16 protein-coding genes and 2 pseudogenes are annotated in these 11,270 nt (G+C 64.9%); 10 read left to right on the forward strand and 8 right to left on the reverse strand.

Annotated features, from left to right (window positions below; all coding sequences use genetic code 11):
- Positions 1 to 191: pseudogene (gene ppnK / locus BG35_RS09940) on the forward strand (NAD(+) kinase); the annotation flags it as partial.
- 20 nt (positions 192 to 211) lie between these two features.
- Here ppnK and psb30 read toward each other — a convergent pair.
- On the reverse strand, positions 212 to 319 hold the full coding sequence (gene psb30 / locus BG35_RS0102765; RefSeq protein ID WP_025781602.1) for a photosystem II reaction center protein Ycf12/Psb30: 108 nt from the start codon (positions 317 to 319) through the stop codon (positions 212 to 214).
- 72 nt (positions 320 to 391) lie between these two features.
- On the opposite strand from psb30, the gene BG35_RS0102770 reads away from it, so the two are divergent.
- From BG35_RS0102770 to BG35_RS09945, 5 genes are all read left to right on the forward strand, one after another.
- The gene (locus BG35_RS0102770; protein ID WP_025781603.1) at positions 392 to 607 is read left to right on the forward strand and encodes a hypothetical protein; all 216 of its coding nucleotides are present in this window, start codon (positions 392 to 394) and stop codon (positions 605 to 607) included.
- Between the two features lie 24 nt (positions 608 to 631).
- Positions 632 to 943: a TMEM165/GDT1 family protein gene (locus BG35_RS0102775; RefSeq protein WP_025781604.1), complete on the forward strand. Its 312-nt coding sequence runs from the start codon at positions 632 to 634 to the stop codon at positions 941 to 943.
- 52 nt (positions 944 to 995) lie between these two features.
- Positions 996 to 1,295 carry a TMEM165/GDT1 family protein gene (locus BG35_RS0102780; protein WP_025781605.1) on the forward strand — a complete coding sequence of 100 codons (300 nt, stop codon included), beginning with the start codon at positions 996 to 998 and terminating at the stop codon, positions 1,293 to 1,295.
- 174 nt (positions 1,296 to 1,469) lie between these two features.
- Entirely contained in the window at positions 1,470 to 1,760 is a 291-nt protein-coding gene (locus tag BG35_RS12350; RefSeq protein ID WP_051506111.1) for a hypothetical protein, read from the forward strand.
- Positions 1,757 to 3,721, forward strand: coding sequence for an RNB domain-containing ribonuclease (locus tag BG35_RS09945; protein ID WP_051506112.1), 1,965 nt, complete (start codon positions 1,757 to 1,759; stop codon positions 3,719 to 3,721). Before BG35_RS12350 ends, BG35_RS09945 begins: the two co-directional genes overlap by 4 nt.
- Here BG35_RS09945 and BG35_RS13885 read toward each other — a convergent pair.
- Genes BG35_RS13885 through BG35_RS09955 form a run of 4 tightly spaced genes read right to left on the reverse strand, consistent with a single transcriptional unit; the run spans position 3,718 to position 6,229 of the window.
- A complete protein-coding gene (locus BG35_RS13885) occupies positions 3,718 to 3,909 on the reverse strand; it encodes a DUF3641 domain-containing protein (protein ID WP_308417009.1) in 192 nt (63 codons plus the stop codon). The genes BG35_RS09945 and BG35_RS13885 overlap by 4 nt on opposite strands.
- Positions 3,884 to 4,435: a DUF3641 domain-containing protein gene (locus BG35_RS13890; RefSeq protein ID WP_308417010.1), complete on the reverse strand. Its 552-nt coding sequence runs from the start codon at positions 4,433 to 4,435 to the stop codon at positions 3,884 to 3,886. Before BG35_RS13890 ends, BG35_RS13885 begins: the two co-directional genes overlap by 26 nt.
- A complete protein-coding gene (locus BG35_RS13895) occupies positions 4,378 to 4,680 on the reverse strand; it encodes a hypothetical protein (RefSeq protein ID WP_308417011.1) in 303 nt (100 codons plus the stop codon). The genes BG35_RS13890 and BG35_RS13895 overlap by 58 nt, the downstream gene beginning before the upstream one ends.
- Before the next feature lie 49 nt (positions 4,681 to 4,729).
- Complete coding sequence (locus tag BG35_RS09955) at positions 4,730 to 6,229, reverse strand: 1,4-alpha-glucan branching protein domain-containing protein (RefSeq protein WP_308417012.1); 1,500 nt, start codon at positions 6,227 to 6,229, stop codon at positions 4,730 to 4,732.
- Between the two features lie 129 nt (positions 6,230 to 6,358).
- Here BG35_RS09955 and BG35_RS0102800 point away from each other — a divergent pair, with 129 nt between their 5' ends.
- Positions 6,359 to 8,020 (forward strand): 2-isopropylmalate synthase, encoded by a 1,662-nt coding sequence (locus BG35_RS0102800; RefSeq protein ID WP_025781606.1) that lies wholly within the window; start codon positions 6,359 to 6,361, stop codon positions 8,018 to 8,020.
- A gap of 12 nt (positions 8,021 to 8,032) precedes the next feature.
- Here BG35_RS0102800 and BG35_RS0102805 read toward each other — a convergent pair whose 3' ends face one another.
- Genes BG35_RS0102805 through BG35_RS0102815 form a run of 3 tightly spaced genes read right to left on the reverse strand, consistent with a single transcriptional unit; the run spans position 8,033 to position 9,951 of the window.
- A complete protein-coding gene (locus BG35_RS0102805) occupies positions 8,033 to 8,779 on the reverse strand; it encodes a lipoyl protein ligase domain-containing protein (RefSeq protein WP_025781607.1) in 747 nt (248 codons plus the stop codon).
- Positions 8,776 to 9,279 (reverse strand): CRR6 family NdhI maturation factor, encoded by a 504-nt coding sequence (locus BG35_RS0102810; protein WP_025781608.1) that lies wholly within the window; start codon positions 9,277 to 9,279, stop codon positions 8,776 to 8,778. The genes BG35_RS0102805 and BG35_RS0102810 overlap by 4 nt, the downstream gene beginning before the upstream one ends.
- 6 nt (positions 9,280 to 9,285) lie before the next feature.
- On the reverse strand, positions 9,286 to 9,951 hold the full coding sequence (locus BG35_RS0102815) for a phosphate signaling complex PhoU family protein (protein WP_025781609.1): 666 nt from the start codon (positions 9,949 to 9,951) through the stop codon (positions 9,286 to 9,288).
- A 139-nt stretch (positions 9,952 to 10,090) separates the two neighbouring features.
- Here BG35_RS0102815 and psaM point away from each other — a divergent pair, with 139 nt between their 5' ends.
- The 3 genes and pseudogenes from psaM to BG35_RS09960 all read left to right on the forward strand — a co-directional run.
- Positions 10,091 to 10,183: a photosystem I reaction center subunit XII gene (gene psaM, locus BG35_RS13565; protein WP_071994760.1), complete on the forward strand. Its 93-nt coding sequence runs from the start codon at positions 10,091 to 10,093 to the stop codon at positions 10,181 to 10,183.
- A gap of 39 nt (positions 10,184 to 10,222) precedes the next feature.
- Positions 10,223 to 10,558: a hypothetical protein gene (locus BG35_RS11905; RefSeq protein ID WP_071994761.1), complete on the forward strand. Its 336-nt coding sequence runs from the start codon at positions 10,223 to 10,225 to the stop codon at positions 10,556 to 10,558.
- Between the two features lie 25 nt (positions 10,559 to 10,583).
- A pseudogene (locus BG35_RS09960) lies at positions 10,584 to 11,270 on the forward strand (SDR family NAD(P)-dependent oxidoreductase); the annotation flags it as partial.

Below are 11,270 nucleotides of genomic sequence, written 5' to 3' on the forward strand. Positions count from 1 at the left end.
AGCGTTTGATGATGGTGGTGGACGGTAGCGCGGGTTGCTACGTGTGGCCGGAAGACCGGGTACTGATCCAGCGATGCCCCCGCAGCGCCCGCTTTGTGCGGCTCCAGGAGCACGAGTTCTTTCAGGTGCTGCGGGAAAAGCTGGGTTGGGGCCTGCCCCACATGTCCAAGCCCGGGAGCGGCGGCGACTGACAAGGATGCAGGTGAATCGCCTAGAGGGCGCCTCGGCGGGCAAAGATGATGAAGATCACCGCAGGCCCGGCAATGAAGATAAGGCCAAGGGAGGCAAAACCAGCAATGAGACCGAAATCAATGCCCATGGGTGTGAAGCGCCGTCAAAGCTGTAACAAGCTACAGGCTTCCCTGACGCCGGCAACCGGCCTTGAGACCAAATGGTAACAGGGTTTCACCTGGGGCAGCGCCCCATCAAGCCCCGGCCCTATGGCGCCCCGGTCACCTGCTCTGGTATCCTGCGAGACGCTGCAGCCGCCGCGAATGATCGCCGTCGTCAACAGATTGCGGCCGCCCCTGGCCGCCCCCGGTTGTTTGCCGCACCCCCGTGGGTTGCTGCCCGGCTTGCCGTCAAATCCCCAGCCGGTCACCGGTGATGACGGCGATCATTCGGCCCGGCCATGATCCCGTCCGGGAACAGCCGCCTGGCGGTGCTGGTTGGCGCCTTTATTACGGTGTTTCTGGCGGAACTGGGGGACAAGACCCAGTTGGCCACCCTGATGCTGGCGGCCCAATCCAATCATCCCTGGCAGGTGTTCCTCGGCGCTGGCGCCGCCTTGATCGCCTCCAGCCTGTTGGGTGTCCTACTGGGGCAGTGGCTGGGCCGTATTCTGCCCCAAAATCTGGTGAAGCAGTCGGCCGGGGCCTTAATGGTTGTTCTGGGCCTCTTCTTCTGCGCCGGCTTCGGCCTCAAATTGTACGGGATTCCGTGATCCGCTCCATGGATCGACAGAATGTTCCCCGGACCCCGCCGCGCTCCGCTCCATGGACGTCGCCCTGGTTTCCTCCACGTTCCTGACCATCTTCCTGGCGGAGTTGGGAGACAAGACCCAGTTGGCCACCATGGCCCTGGGCAGTTCCTCCGGGCGGCCGCTCATGGTGTTCCTTGGCAGCACCACAGCTTTGCTCCTGGCCAGTCTGCTGGGGGTTATGGTGGGAGACTCCCTGGCCTCCATGGCGCCACCTGCATGGCTACAGTTGGCTGCAGGGGTTGGTTTCCTTGCCCAAGGCGCGCGCCTTCTGTGGGAGACCAGAGGTGATCGCTCCACCAGCACCTCCTCCTGACCAGGGGCATTGCCCCGGCCCACAGGATCAATCCCGGCGCCCCCTCCTATTGCACCTCCGGGCCCGGGGGCGCCGCAAGTCACTCCAACAAGGCGCGGCAGGCCATCCCGGTGCCGGCGCCGGTTTGTTCCACGCCCGACTGCTTGCTTGTTCCACAAGACATTTGCACCCGCAATGAAGTTCTCGGTTGCGAAGCTGTTGAGCCAGCTTCACCCTGACACGTCCACAACCATCATCCAGCTACGGAAAAAGCTTTCCCTCAGCGCGGAATCAGAGAAAACCCAGCTCGATATTGCCCTGACGGCTCTCAAGGCGCTGGGTCTGCTCCGCCAGCAAAGGGGCAGAATCTATCTGCAACCCCATAACCATCTGGTTCCCGCCCGTCTGCGCAGTTCCAGCAAGGGGTTCTGCTTCGCCGTTCGGGAGGGGGCGGCGGCGATATCTATATCCGCGACCAGCATTTGAACCATGCCTGGAACGGGGATCGCGTTCTGGTGCAAATCATCCGGGAAGGGGGGCGGCGCCGTTCACCCGAAGGCGTTGTGCAGTGTGTGCTGGAGCGGGCCCACAGGACCCTCCTGGCCATTCCCAAGCGCAGTGACCAGGGTCTCATCGCCCAGCCGCTGGACGACCGCTTGCCCCATCCCATTCAACTGCCGGAAGAAGACGGCCGTCATCTGGAGGCGTCCGGTGACGGGGTGGCGGAGGTGCGCCTTGACCGCTTCCCCATTGCCCAGCGCCTGGCCCAGGGGAAGATCATCCACAGCTTGTCCACCAGCGGTGGTGAAGACCAGGATCAACGTCTGATTCAAAGCAAACACGGCATTTTTGGTCGCAGCGCCCGCAACCGGGCTGTCTTGCAGCCTCTGGATCTGCAGCAACGGGAAGACCTGCGGCACTTGCCCACCCTGTTGCTGGAGGGCTACGGCGTCTGGGATGCGCCCCAGCTTCCGGCGCTTTCTCTGGAAACCACCGCCACCGGCAGCCGACTGTGGGTACACGCTCCAGCCCTGGCGGAGCGTTTTGCCCCCCTGGGCTATCTGGACCTGTGGATGCGGGAGCGGGGCGCCGCCCTCTGCACGGGTCGGCGGTGGCAGGGCCTGGCCTCGGCCAGCCTGGACAAGGCGGCCATCTTTGTGCCGGGTGAGGAGCAGGCGGCCATGTCCGTTGCCCTGGACCTTGATGCTGACGGCGCCTTGGCGGGCTACCGATTCTGCCGCTCCCGGATCAAACCCGACGCCATGCTCAAGGCCGAGGACCTCAAGGAGTTGGCGTCCCAGGACGTCAAGGCCCGTCGTGGGAAACGCCCCGCCGCGCGGCGACACCTGAAGCCCCACATGGACACCGTCACCCGGTTGCGCGCGGTGCTGGATGCAGTACGGCAACAGCGGCTGGCCGCAGGCTCCATCGAGTTGGACTTGCGCCGGCCAGCCCTGAAGGCGGTGGGAGACCTGCAAGCCGTGGCCCTGGACGAGAAGCTTCAGGGCTGGCTGCCCCGGGCCGGGAACCATGAACCCATGGCCTGGTTACGGGAGGCGGCCCTTGTGGCCAACCGCGCTTTTGGTCAACACTGTGCGGCGCTGAAGCTGCCGGCCTTTTATGTGCAGAGCGCCCCTGTGGAGGCCAGCGATCTGAACGGCGTGGCGAGAACCACCCTGGGGTTGGAGAGCAACCTGGAGTTGGGACGGGACGGCAATGCCCCGGAGGGAGCAGCCATGGCGGCGGCGCTGCAAACGGCGCCCCGGAGCCGCGCCCTGCAACAGCAGTTGCGCAACGTGGTGAAACCCTGCACCTTCGGGATGGAGCCAGGTCCCTATATGCCGGCGGGAGAGGGGCAGGCTTATGCCCCGTTTGTTGGCGCGGCGCTCCACTACGGGGAGTTGTTCAACCAGCAACTCCTGGCGACGCTCCTTTGCCATGGCAAGGGCAGCCATGGAAGCCACCCGGAGACGGTGGACCTGGCCAGCCACCAGAGCCGGGACCAGGTGTCCTGGGACGTGTTGTCCCCGGACCACAGCAAACCGTTCAAGGACGCCATGGGGTCAGGTCTCTGCCAACATCTGCTGGAGCGCAGCCGCTTTGCGGCAGCAGTGGAGGCGGATTGGGTCGCCCTTTGCCAGGCGCGCCACGCTGAGGCCCACGTGGGGAAAATCATGGATGGGGTCATCAGCGGTGTGCAGAGTTATGGCCTGTTTGTGGAGTTGCCGCCCACCCATGTGGAGGGTCTGATGCACATCAGCACCCTGCGGGACGACTGGTATGAGTTCCGCGCCCGGCAGAACCGCCTCGTGGGCCGTAAAAGTCAACGGCAGTTCATGCTGGGGGACCCCATCACCGTGGAGATTCGGAAAGTGGACGTGCTGCGCAACCAGACTGACCTGGCGGCGGCGCTGGCAGACTCCCCCGAGCCCGCCAGCACCCGCTAGGACACTGCCGTCGTGGCGCCGCCGCAGGAACTGCCGTTGCCTGCGGTGCAGCCAAAGCAGTGATCACCGGTGTGGATGCTGTGCCCGGCCAGGGATTCGGGCATCACGTCGGCAATGGTGCATCCCGGCAGGGGCATATCCAGCATCTGGTTGAAGTCGCAGTCATAGAGTTGGCCATTGGGGAGCAACGGACAGGGTGTCGCGGCACATGAGCCCCCCAACGGTGCAGGGATTGAAGGCGTTTTCCAGCATCTGCTGGTAGCGCTCCAGGCGGCCTTCTTCCACCAGCCAGTCCCGGAAGCGGGCAATGGGCATATTGGTCAGCCCGATGAGTCGATCAAACGTGACCCCGTGCTCCGCCAGCGCCTGACGCCACTGGTCGGTGATCTGGTCACAAAGCGGCTGGAGGCGGTCCCCGTCGGGATTGGTCATCAGGGTGAGTTGGCGCCGGGGATCGCCCGTGCCATAGCCCGCGGCCCGGAGGCGGCGCAGACCTTCCAGAGACTTCTCCCAACTGCCGTCCCCCCGCTGCCGGTCCGACCTCTCCTGCTCCCAGTGGGGGAGACTGGCCACCACCTCCACCTGGTGATCCGCCAGCCACCGGGGCAAGTCCCGATACCCGGGCGCCAGCAGAATGGTGAGGTTGCAGCGGTCGATCACGGGAATGTTCCGTGCCCGCGCCGCCCGCACCAACTCCCGGAAACGGCGATGCATTTCCGGCGCCCCCCGGTCAGATCCACGCATTGGGGTTGGAGACGGTCCATGGCGGCAATGCATTGCTGGACCACCTCATCCGGCATCTGGGTGGCCCCTTGATCCGGGCCGGCCCCCACATGGCAATGGCTGCAGCGCATGTTGCAGAGGCGGCCGAGATTGAGTTGCAGCACACGAAGCGCTTGGGACCGCTCCAGGTGCTGACCCGCTGCAGCTAGGCGGATATTGAAGGTGTTGGCAACCATGGCTTGAGGGGAAGGTCTGGGAACAGGTTGTCTTCTGCTTCTACAGCTTTCAACCAGGCTGGCGGGGGGGCTGGCCGGAGTCCAAGGCATCGGCCAGGGTCTGGAAGCGTTCCCCATGGCGATGAATCTGCTCCCGGGCCAGATCCGTTGTGGTGCCGGAACGGAGGATAAAGCTCCAATCCGAGCTTTGCAGGAGCAAAAGCTCCCGGGCTGCCTGGCGCAGGAGGCGCTGCCCCTGTTTGCGGCGCCCATGGGTGGCCGCCAGTCTCTCCATGCGCAGCCCGCAGCGATGCCAGAGGGGAACCGCCCAGGCGTTGGCATCGTTCAGCCAGTAGCTGTGGTAGCCCCCTTGCCCCCAACTGGACGGGGCCGGACGGCAGAGTTGCAACTGGGGAGAATCCTCCAGGCAACGGCGCAGGGTGGTGAACCTGAGTTGCTGCCTGGGCGCCTCCCGCCACAGGGCGGCAAGGAACTGGGGACCCTCATACCACCAGTGGCCAAACAACTCCGCGTCAAAGGGGGCCACCACAAGTGGGGCCTGACTCCCCATGGCGGACTGCAACTGCCGCAATTGCCGGACGCGCCCTTGCACATAGTCTTCCGCATCTGCCTGAACCTGACGCCCGGCATCCTCGGGGCTGTAGGGGGGTTTGTGCTCCAGGGGGCAGGAGGGTGGCCCAACCGCGTGCAGCTTGAGGCCCAGGGGACGGGCATCGGCAATGGCCATCTCCTGCAACTGCTCCAGGGGCAGGTCCCAACCCAGATCCCGGTAGAACTCCCGGTAGCAGGCCTGACCCGGATAGCCGTCCCGGGCCGACCACACAGGCAACGTGGCGGTGCTGTCCCGCCCCACAAACGCCACGGCTCCCGGTGAGCAGATGGGGGCATAGATCCCGTAACGGGGGCGGGGCAGGGCCTGAAGCAACCCGTGGCCATCCAGAACGGCGTAGCGCAGCCCTTCCGCAGCCATCAGCCGGTCCAGCCCCTCGAAGTAGGCGCACTCCGGCAGCCAGATGCCCAAGGGGGCGCAGCCAAGGTGCTGGCGGTGGTGCTCCACGGCAATCCGTAGTTGGGCCACAACAGCGGAGCGGGGCTCACGCAACAACGGCAGATAGCCATGGGTGGCGCCGCAGGTGAGCAGATCCAGCACCCCCTGCCGCTGCAACTCTTGAAACGCGGGGATCAGCCGCCCCCGCAGTTGGCGCCAGAACGCCACCATGGCCCCCAACTGTTGGCTCAGGTGGGCCGCAGCATGGTGGTGCTGGGGGGGAGTCCATTCCAGAATCCGCTGCCGGCACTCGACCCAGTCAGGGAAACGGCCACAGAGCAACGGATCCGCCAGCATGGCCAGCAGGGTGGGAGAGAGGCTGAGGCTGAGGGCCGGGGACTGTTGAGGATCCTCCGCACTGCGTTGCAGATGGTGGAGCAGGGGAAGGTAGCTCTCCAGAACAGCCTGGTGGAACCAGTCCTCCTGCAAACTGCCCGCCTGGAGGCGGCGCACAAAAGGCAGATGGCCGTGCAGCACCAGTGCGAGGTGTCCTGGTGCCATGGCCTTTGCTGCTTGCTGCACTGGGTTCAAAGATTACGCCGCCCCTGTCCCGATGCGCTTAAAATGAACCAACTCACAATGATTCCGCGCAGGATGTCTTCTCCTCGCTCACTTGCGCCGCCTGGGACCATGCGGGCCAAGGATCCCGGGCGCGTTCTCATTTTCGACACAACCCTCCGTGACGGGGAGCAGTCCCCGGGCGCCAGCCTCAACCTGGAGGAAAAGCTTGTCATTGCCCAGCAACTGGCCCGGCTCAACGTGGACATCATCGAAGCCGGTTTCCCCTTCGCCAGCAAAGGAGACTTTGCAGCGGTGCAACGCATCGCCGACGTGGTGGGCGCCGAGAACGGCCCGATAATCTGCGGGCTTTCCCGGGCCGCCAAAGGGGACATTGAGGCCTGTGCCCAGGCCATTGCTCCGGCGGCGCGTCAGCGCATCCACACCTTCATCGCCACCAGCGACATTCATCTCCAGCACAAGCTGCGCAAAACCCGCCGCGAGGTGCTGGAGATCGTGCCCGAGATGGTTGCCCATGCCGCATCCTTCTGCAGCGACGTGGAATTCTCCTGCGAAGACGCCGCCCGCAGCGACCCGGAATTCCTCTACGAGGTGATCGAAGCCGCCATTACGGCAGGGGCCACCACCATCAACATCCCCGACACCGTGGGGTACACCACGCCGGAAGAGTTTTCCCAGCTTATTGCGGGCATTGACGCCCATGTGCCCAACATGGACCAGGCGGTGATCTCCGTTCACGGTCACAACGACCTGGGGTTGGTGGTGGCCAACTTCCTGGCGGCCATGCGGGCCGGCGCCCGCCAACTGGAATGCACCATCAACGGCATCGGGGAACGGGCCGGTAACGCCGCCCTGGAGGAGCTGGTCATGGCCATGCATGTGCGCCGCCAGCTTTTCAATCCCTTCCTGGGCCGCCCGGCAGACAGTGAAGAGCCCCTGACGGCCATCAACACCGAAGAGATTTACCGCACCTCCCGGCTGGTTTCCAACCTCACGGGCATGTTGGTGCAGCCCAACAAGGCCGTTGTGGGGGCCAATGCCTTTGCCCATGAGTCCGGCATCCACCAAGACGGCGTGCTCAAGAACCGCACCACCTACGAGATCATGGACGCCCGCACCATTGGTCTCAAGCACAACCGCATCAGCCTGGGCAAGCTGTCCGGCCGCAACGCCTTCCGCAGCCGCCTGGAGGAACTGGGATACAACCTCACCCCGGAGGATCTCGCCCAGGCCTTCCGCCGCTTCAAGGAGTTGGCGGACCGCAAGCGGGACATCACCGATCTGGATCTGCAAACCATCGTCAGCGATCAGGCCCAGCAGGTGGATGCCACCTACAAGCTCAAGCTGGTGCAGGTGAGTTGTGGCACCAACCTGCGCCCCACCGCCACGGTCACCCTGGAGGACAGCCAGGGGGGGCTGGCCACCACGGCCGCCATCGGCACGGGTCCCGTGGATGCGGTGTGTCGCGCCATCGACGAGTTGGTGAAGGTGCCCAACGAACTGGTGGAGTTCAGCATCCAGGCGGTCACCGAGGGGATTGACGCCCTGGGGGTGGTCACCATTCGCGTACGCCAGGGAGGCCTGCTCTGCTCCGGGTACTCTGCGGACACCGACGTGGTGGTGGCGTCGGCCCAGGCTTTCGTGGCCGCCATCAACCGACTGCTGGCCCTCGGCCGGAACCCCTCCATCCATCCCCAGCACACTGAGGTGGCGACTGAGACTGAGATTGAGGCGGCGGCTCAGCCGGATAAGGCCATGGCTTCCTCCCCCTGAGGCAGCGCCGGATCACGCCCGCCCCATGGGCAGCCGCGCCATGGCTGTCCATGTGCGGGGGCTGGGGCGCCAGCAGCGCCATTGCTCCAAGCCCAGTTGCCGCATGAGCGCCTGCCGCAGCAACTGCTGGAGGTTGTCCAACCCGGAGGGGTGCGGTGGCAGGCCCGACGGGGGCGCCTGGCCAAACACCTGTTGCCACAGCACGGAAGGCGGGGAGCGCAACACCATCTCCCCATGCTGGAGCAGGGCGTGTCGGCTGCGGCGCTGGGCGCTGCCAATCCGTTTGTTCCCGTTCCTGGCGTCCACCAGGTCCGCAGCGGTGGCGCGGTCAAAGCAATGGCTGCTGGTGGGTCTTGCAGGCTCCTGGCCAAACACCAGGGGATGCCCCAACCGGGCAAAGACCTGCTGTAACCAGCGGCAGCAGAAGCGATAGCGCTCCACCCCGGCGCCAGCAGGCGTCATGGCGATGGGCAACACCAGGGCATAGGTGAGCCCGCCCCCGTGCAGAACCGCCGAACCGCCGCTGGGGCGCCGCACCAGCTCCAGATGACCCTGGCGGGCCAGGGCATCCCATCGGGCCGGGTAGGCGTACTGATGGCGACCCAGGGAGAGACATGGCCACGGCCAATGGTAAAACCGCAGCACAGGCCCCAGCACGCCGGCATCAACGGCCTTGAGCAGCCAGTGGTCCACGGTCATCTGCCAGGCCCCTTGCAACACCAGCTCTGGCAATACCACCAGTTCTGCGGGGGCGCTCACGGCGGTGCGGGATACCGGACGCCGTCAATCATGGTCCAGAAGGAGCGATCCAGAACAAAGCCCAGCACAGACGCCATCTGCTCCAGGCGCCGTCTTCCGCTGAGACCATGGTTGTGGCGCCACCGATCCAGCACCATCAGACGAGCGGTAATCCACAACTCCAGCGCTTCCGGATGGAAACGAATCCCCTCGCTGGCGTGAAAGTCATGGGGAACCACCATGGCCACGTAACGGCTGAGCTGGCCGGTGTCGCGCTCCAACAACAGGGGCAGCCATGGGCAATGCTGATCCACATGCAGGTGCCAGAGGCGAACTTCGGGGATTTCCGAGAGTTCACGGGGATCCTCCAGCGGGCGGTCCCAGGCAATGGCCAGCGCCACCTGGCCTTCCAGGGCCAGGAGTTCTGCAGCAGAGCGGCGCCAGAGGGGCGCCATGGGGCGCAGGTCCAGGCGCTCCACGGCCTGGCGATCCAGGTGAATGACCCACTGGGAGGTGTCCATGGGGCCTCAGGATTGACCTGCGCCCGTCGCACCACGGCTGATGCGACGGCTCACGTTGACGGCATGATCAGCCAACCGTTCCAGGGAGCGGCTGGCAAGGGCGGTCAAGACAACGGCCTCCCGTGACATGGACTGAAGCTGGTGTCCCTTGGTGAGTTGCTCATAGATGTTGGCATAGTCCTGATCCACCAGGTCATCCAGGGCAATGAGCCGTTGTCCGGCGCTGGCGTCGTGACAACTGAGGGCTTCAAGGGCCATGGCCAGCAGGGAGCGGCTGCGATCCAGCATCGTCAGCAAGTCGTCCCGCACCACCAGGGGCTGGTAAGGCAGGAGTCGCTCACCGGTTGTGGAGAGATCCTTGCAGTAGTCGCCAATGCGCTCCAGGTCACGGATGGCTTGCAGGTACACGATCAACCGGCGCGTCTCCTGCTGGGTGGATCGGCGGTGGCTCAGGAGAAACAGGCAACGCTCTTCCAGATCCTTGTAGAGGCGATCAATGCGGTTGTCCTCAAGCCGCACCTGGGGGGCCAGTTCCAGGTTGGGGCCGGCCAGCACCGCCCGGGCCAGACACAGGGACTCCTCCACCATGGAGCCAAGGCGCAGCACCTGAAGCCTGAGGTCCCGTTGCTCCCCAGGGGACGGCCGCCGCAGCATGGTCAAGGACTCCCACATGGCAGGTGCAAGGCTTGGCCCTGGCGGAGCGCAAACAGGGGCAAACAGGGCTGGCGCCGATTCTACGCCTTGTAACAGACCCTGGGAAACCCTGGTTGCCGTGCCTGAGAATGGACAGGACTTCAATCCGTGTTTATCTGTGGACCAGACACAGGTTTTCATCGCCCTGGTGGTGGCTCTTCACGCGGCTGTGCTGGCCGTTCGCCTTTCTGTCGCTTTGTATCGCGCCTGAGCATCGGTTCGAATCCAGGCATGATGCTTTCCTGACACCATGCCGCAAAAGCGGGACGAGTACCTCCTGAGTCTGCTGAGCCTGGGCATCAAGCTTGGCGTGGTTCTGGTGGCCTCGGTCAGTTGCAGCAAGCTGACCGTCGCTCACCAGCGCACCCGCGCCCTCTATCGAGAGGTGGAGGCCGAGTATGCACGGCAGCAGGAGCATCTCCTTATGGCCCGTCGCGCCTTCCACCGGATCTTCCAGATTGACCCTGGAGGAGGCGGCCGCCAGCGGGTGGTGTGGGCTCCCCCGCCAGAGGATCCTGGACACCCCCCAGTGGGGTCTCGCCATAGGGGTGTCCAGAGCCTCCCCCCTCAACAAGGCCCAGGGTGATCGGCGCCCTCTCTACCCACACGCCATGGTTACCGCCACCTCATCCAAACCCCAAGCCATTGTCACCGGGGCCAGTTCGGGCATTGGTCTGTACGCAACCGCAGCCCTGGTGAAGCGGGGCTGGACCGTGGTCATGGCCGTCGGGATCCCGCCAAGGGGGAGAAGGCCATTAACCAACTGGACCTGGATCGTCGTTCCGTGACGGTGCTGCCCCTGGATCTCTCCGATCTGCGCTGTGTGCGGGCCTTTGCCCAGGCTGTTGCCGCCGGTAGCGCCCCCCTGGACGCGCTGGTGTGTAATGCGGCGGTCTATATGCCCACCTTGAAGGCGCCCCTGTTCTCCCCCCAGGGTTATGAACTCAGCATGGCCACCAACCACCTGGGCCATTTCCTCCTGATTCAGCTTCTCCTGGACAAACTGGCGGGGGACGGCAGCGGCAAAGGCAGCGGCGGCGTACAGAAACGGCTGGTGGCGCTGGGTACGGTGACCGCCAATTCCAAGGAACTGGGTGGCAAGATCCCCATCCCGGCCCCGGCGGACCTGGGGGATCTGACGGGGTTTGCAGACGGGTTCCAGGCCCCCGTCACCATGGCCAACGGCAAAGCCTTCAAACCGGGCAAGGCCTACAAGGACAGCAAGCTCTGCAACATGATCACCGTCACCGAGTTGCACCGCCGGTTCCACCGGCAGACGGGGGTGGTCTTCGCCTCCC

The organism is Candidatus Synechococcus spongiarum SH4, from assembly GCF_000586015.1.
In the GTDB taxonomy this organism is placed as follows: domain Bacteria; phylum Cyanobacteriota; class Cyanobacteriia; order PCC-6307; family Cyanobiaceae; genus Synechococcus_B; species Synechococcus_B spongiarum_F.

Bases quoted from the DNA above. Each gene is read 5' to 3' on its own strand.
- BG35_RS13895 (WP_308417011.1), bottom strand. From the start codon at position 4,680: ATGGTTGCCAACACCTTCAATATCCGCCTAGCTGCAGCGGGTCAGCAC.
- BG35_RS0102775 (WP_025781604.1), top strand. From the start codon at position 632: ATGATCCCGTCCGGGAACAGCCGCCTGGCGGTGCTGGTTGGCGCCTTT.
- BG35_RS0102815 (WP_025781609.1), bottom strand. From the start codon at position 9,951: ATGTGGGAGTCCTTGACCATGCTGCGGCGGCCGTCCCCTGGGGAGCAA.
- BG35_RS13890 (WP_308417010.1), bottom strand. From the start codon at position 4,435: ATGCATCGCCGTTTCCGGGAGTTGGTGCGGGCGGCGCGGGCACGGAAC.
- BG35_RS0102810 (WP_025781608.1), bottom strand. From the start codon at position 9,279: ATGGACACCTCCCAGTGGGTCATTCACCTGGATCGCCAGGCCGTGGAG.
- psb30 (WP_025781602.1), bottom strand. From the start codon at position 319: ATGGGCATTGATTTCGGTCTCATTGCTGGTTTTGCCTCCCTTGGCCTT.
- BG35_RS0102770 (WP_025781603.1), top strand. From the start codon at position 392: ATGGTAACAGGGTTTCACCTGGGGCAGCGCCCCATCAAGCCCCGGCCC.
- BG35_RS0102800 (WP_025781606.1), top strand. From the start codon at position 6,359: ATGCGGGCCAAGGATCCCGGGCGCGTTCTCATTTTCGACACAACCCTC.
- BG35_RS11905 (WP_071994761.1), top strand. From the start codon at position 10,223: ATGCCGCAAAAGCGGGACGAGTACCTCCTGAGTCTGCTGAGCCTGGGC.
- BG35_RS12350 (WP_051506111.1), top strand. From the start codon at position 1,470: ATGAAGTTCTCGGTTGCGAAGCTGTTGAGCCAGCTTCACCCTGACACG.
- BG35_RS09955 (WP_308417012.1), bottom strand. From the start codon at position 6,229: ATGGCACCAGGACACCTCGCACTGGTGCTGCACGGCCATCTGCCTTTT.
- BG35_RS0102780 (WP_025781605.1), top strand. From the start codon at position 996: ATGGACGTCGCCCTGGTTTCCTCCACGTTCCTGACCATCTTCCTGGCG.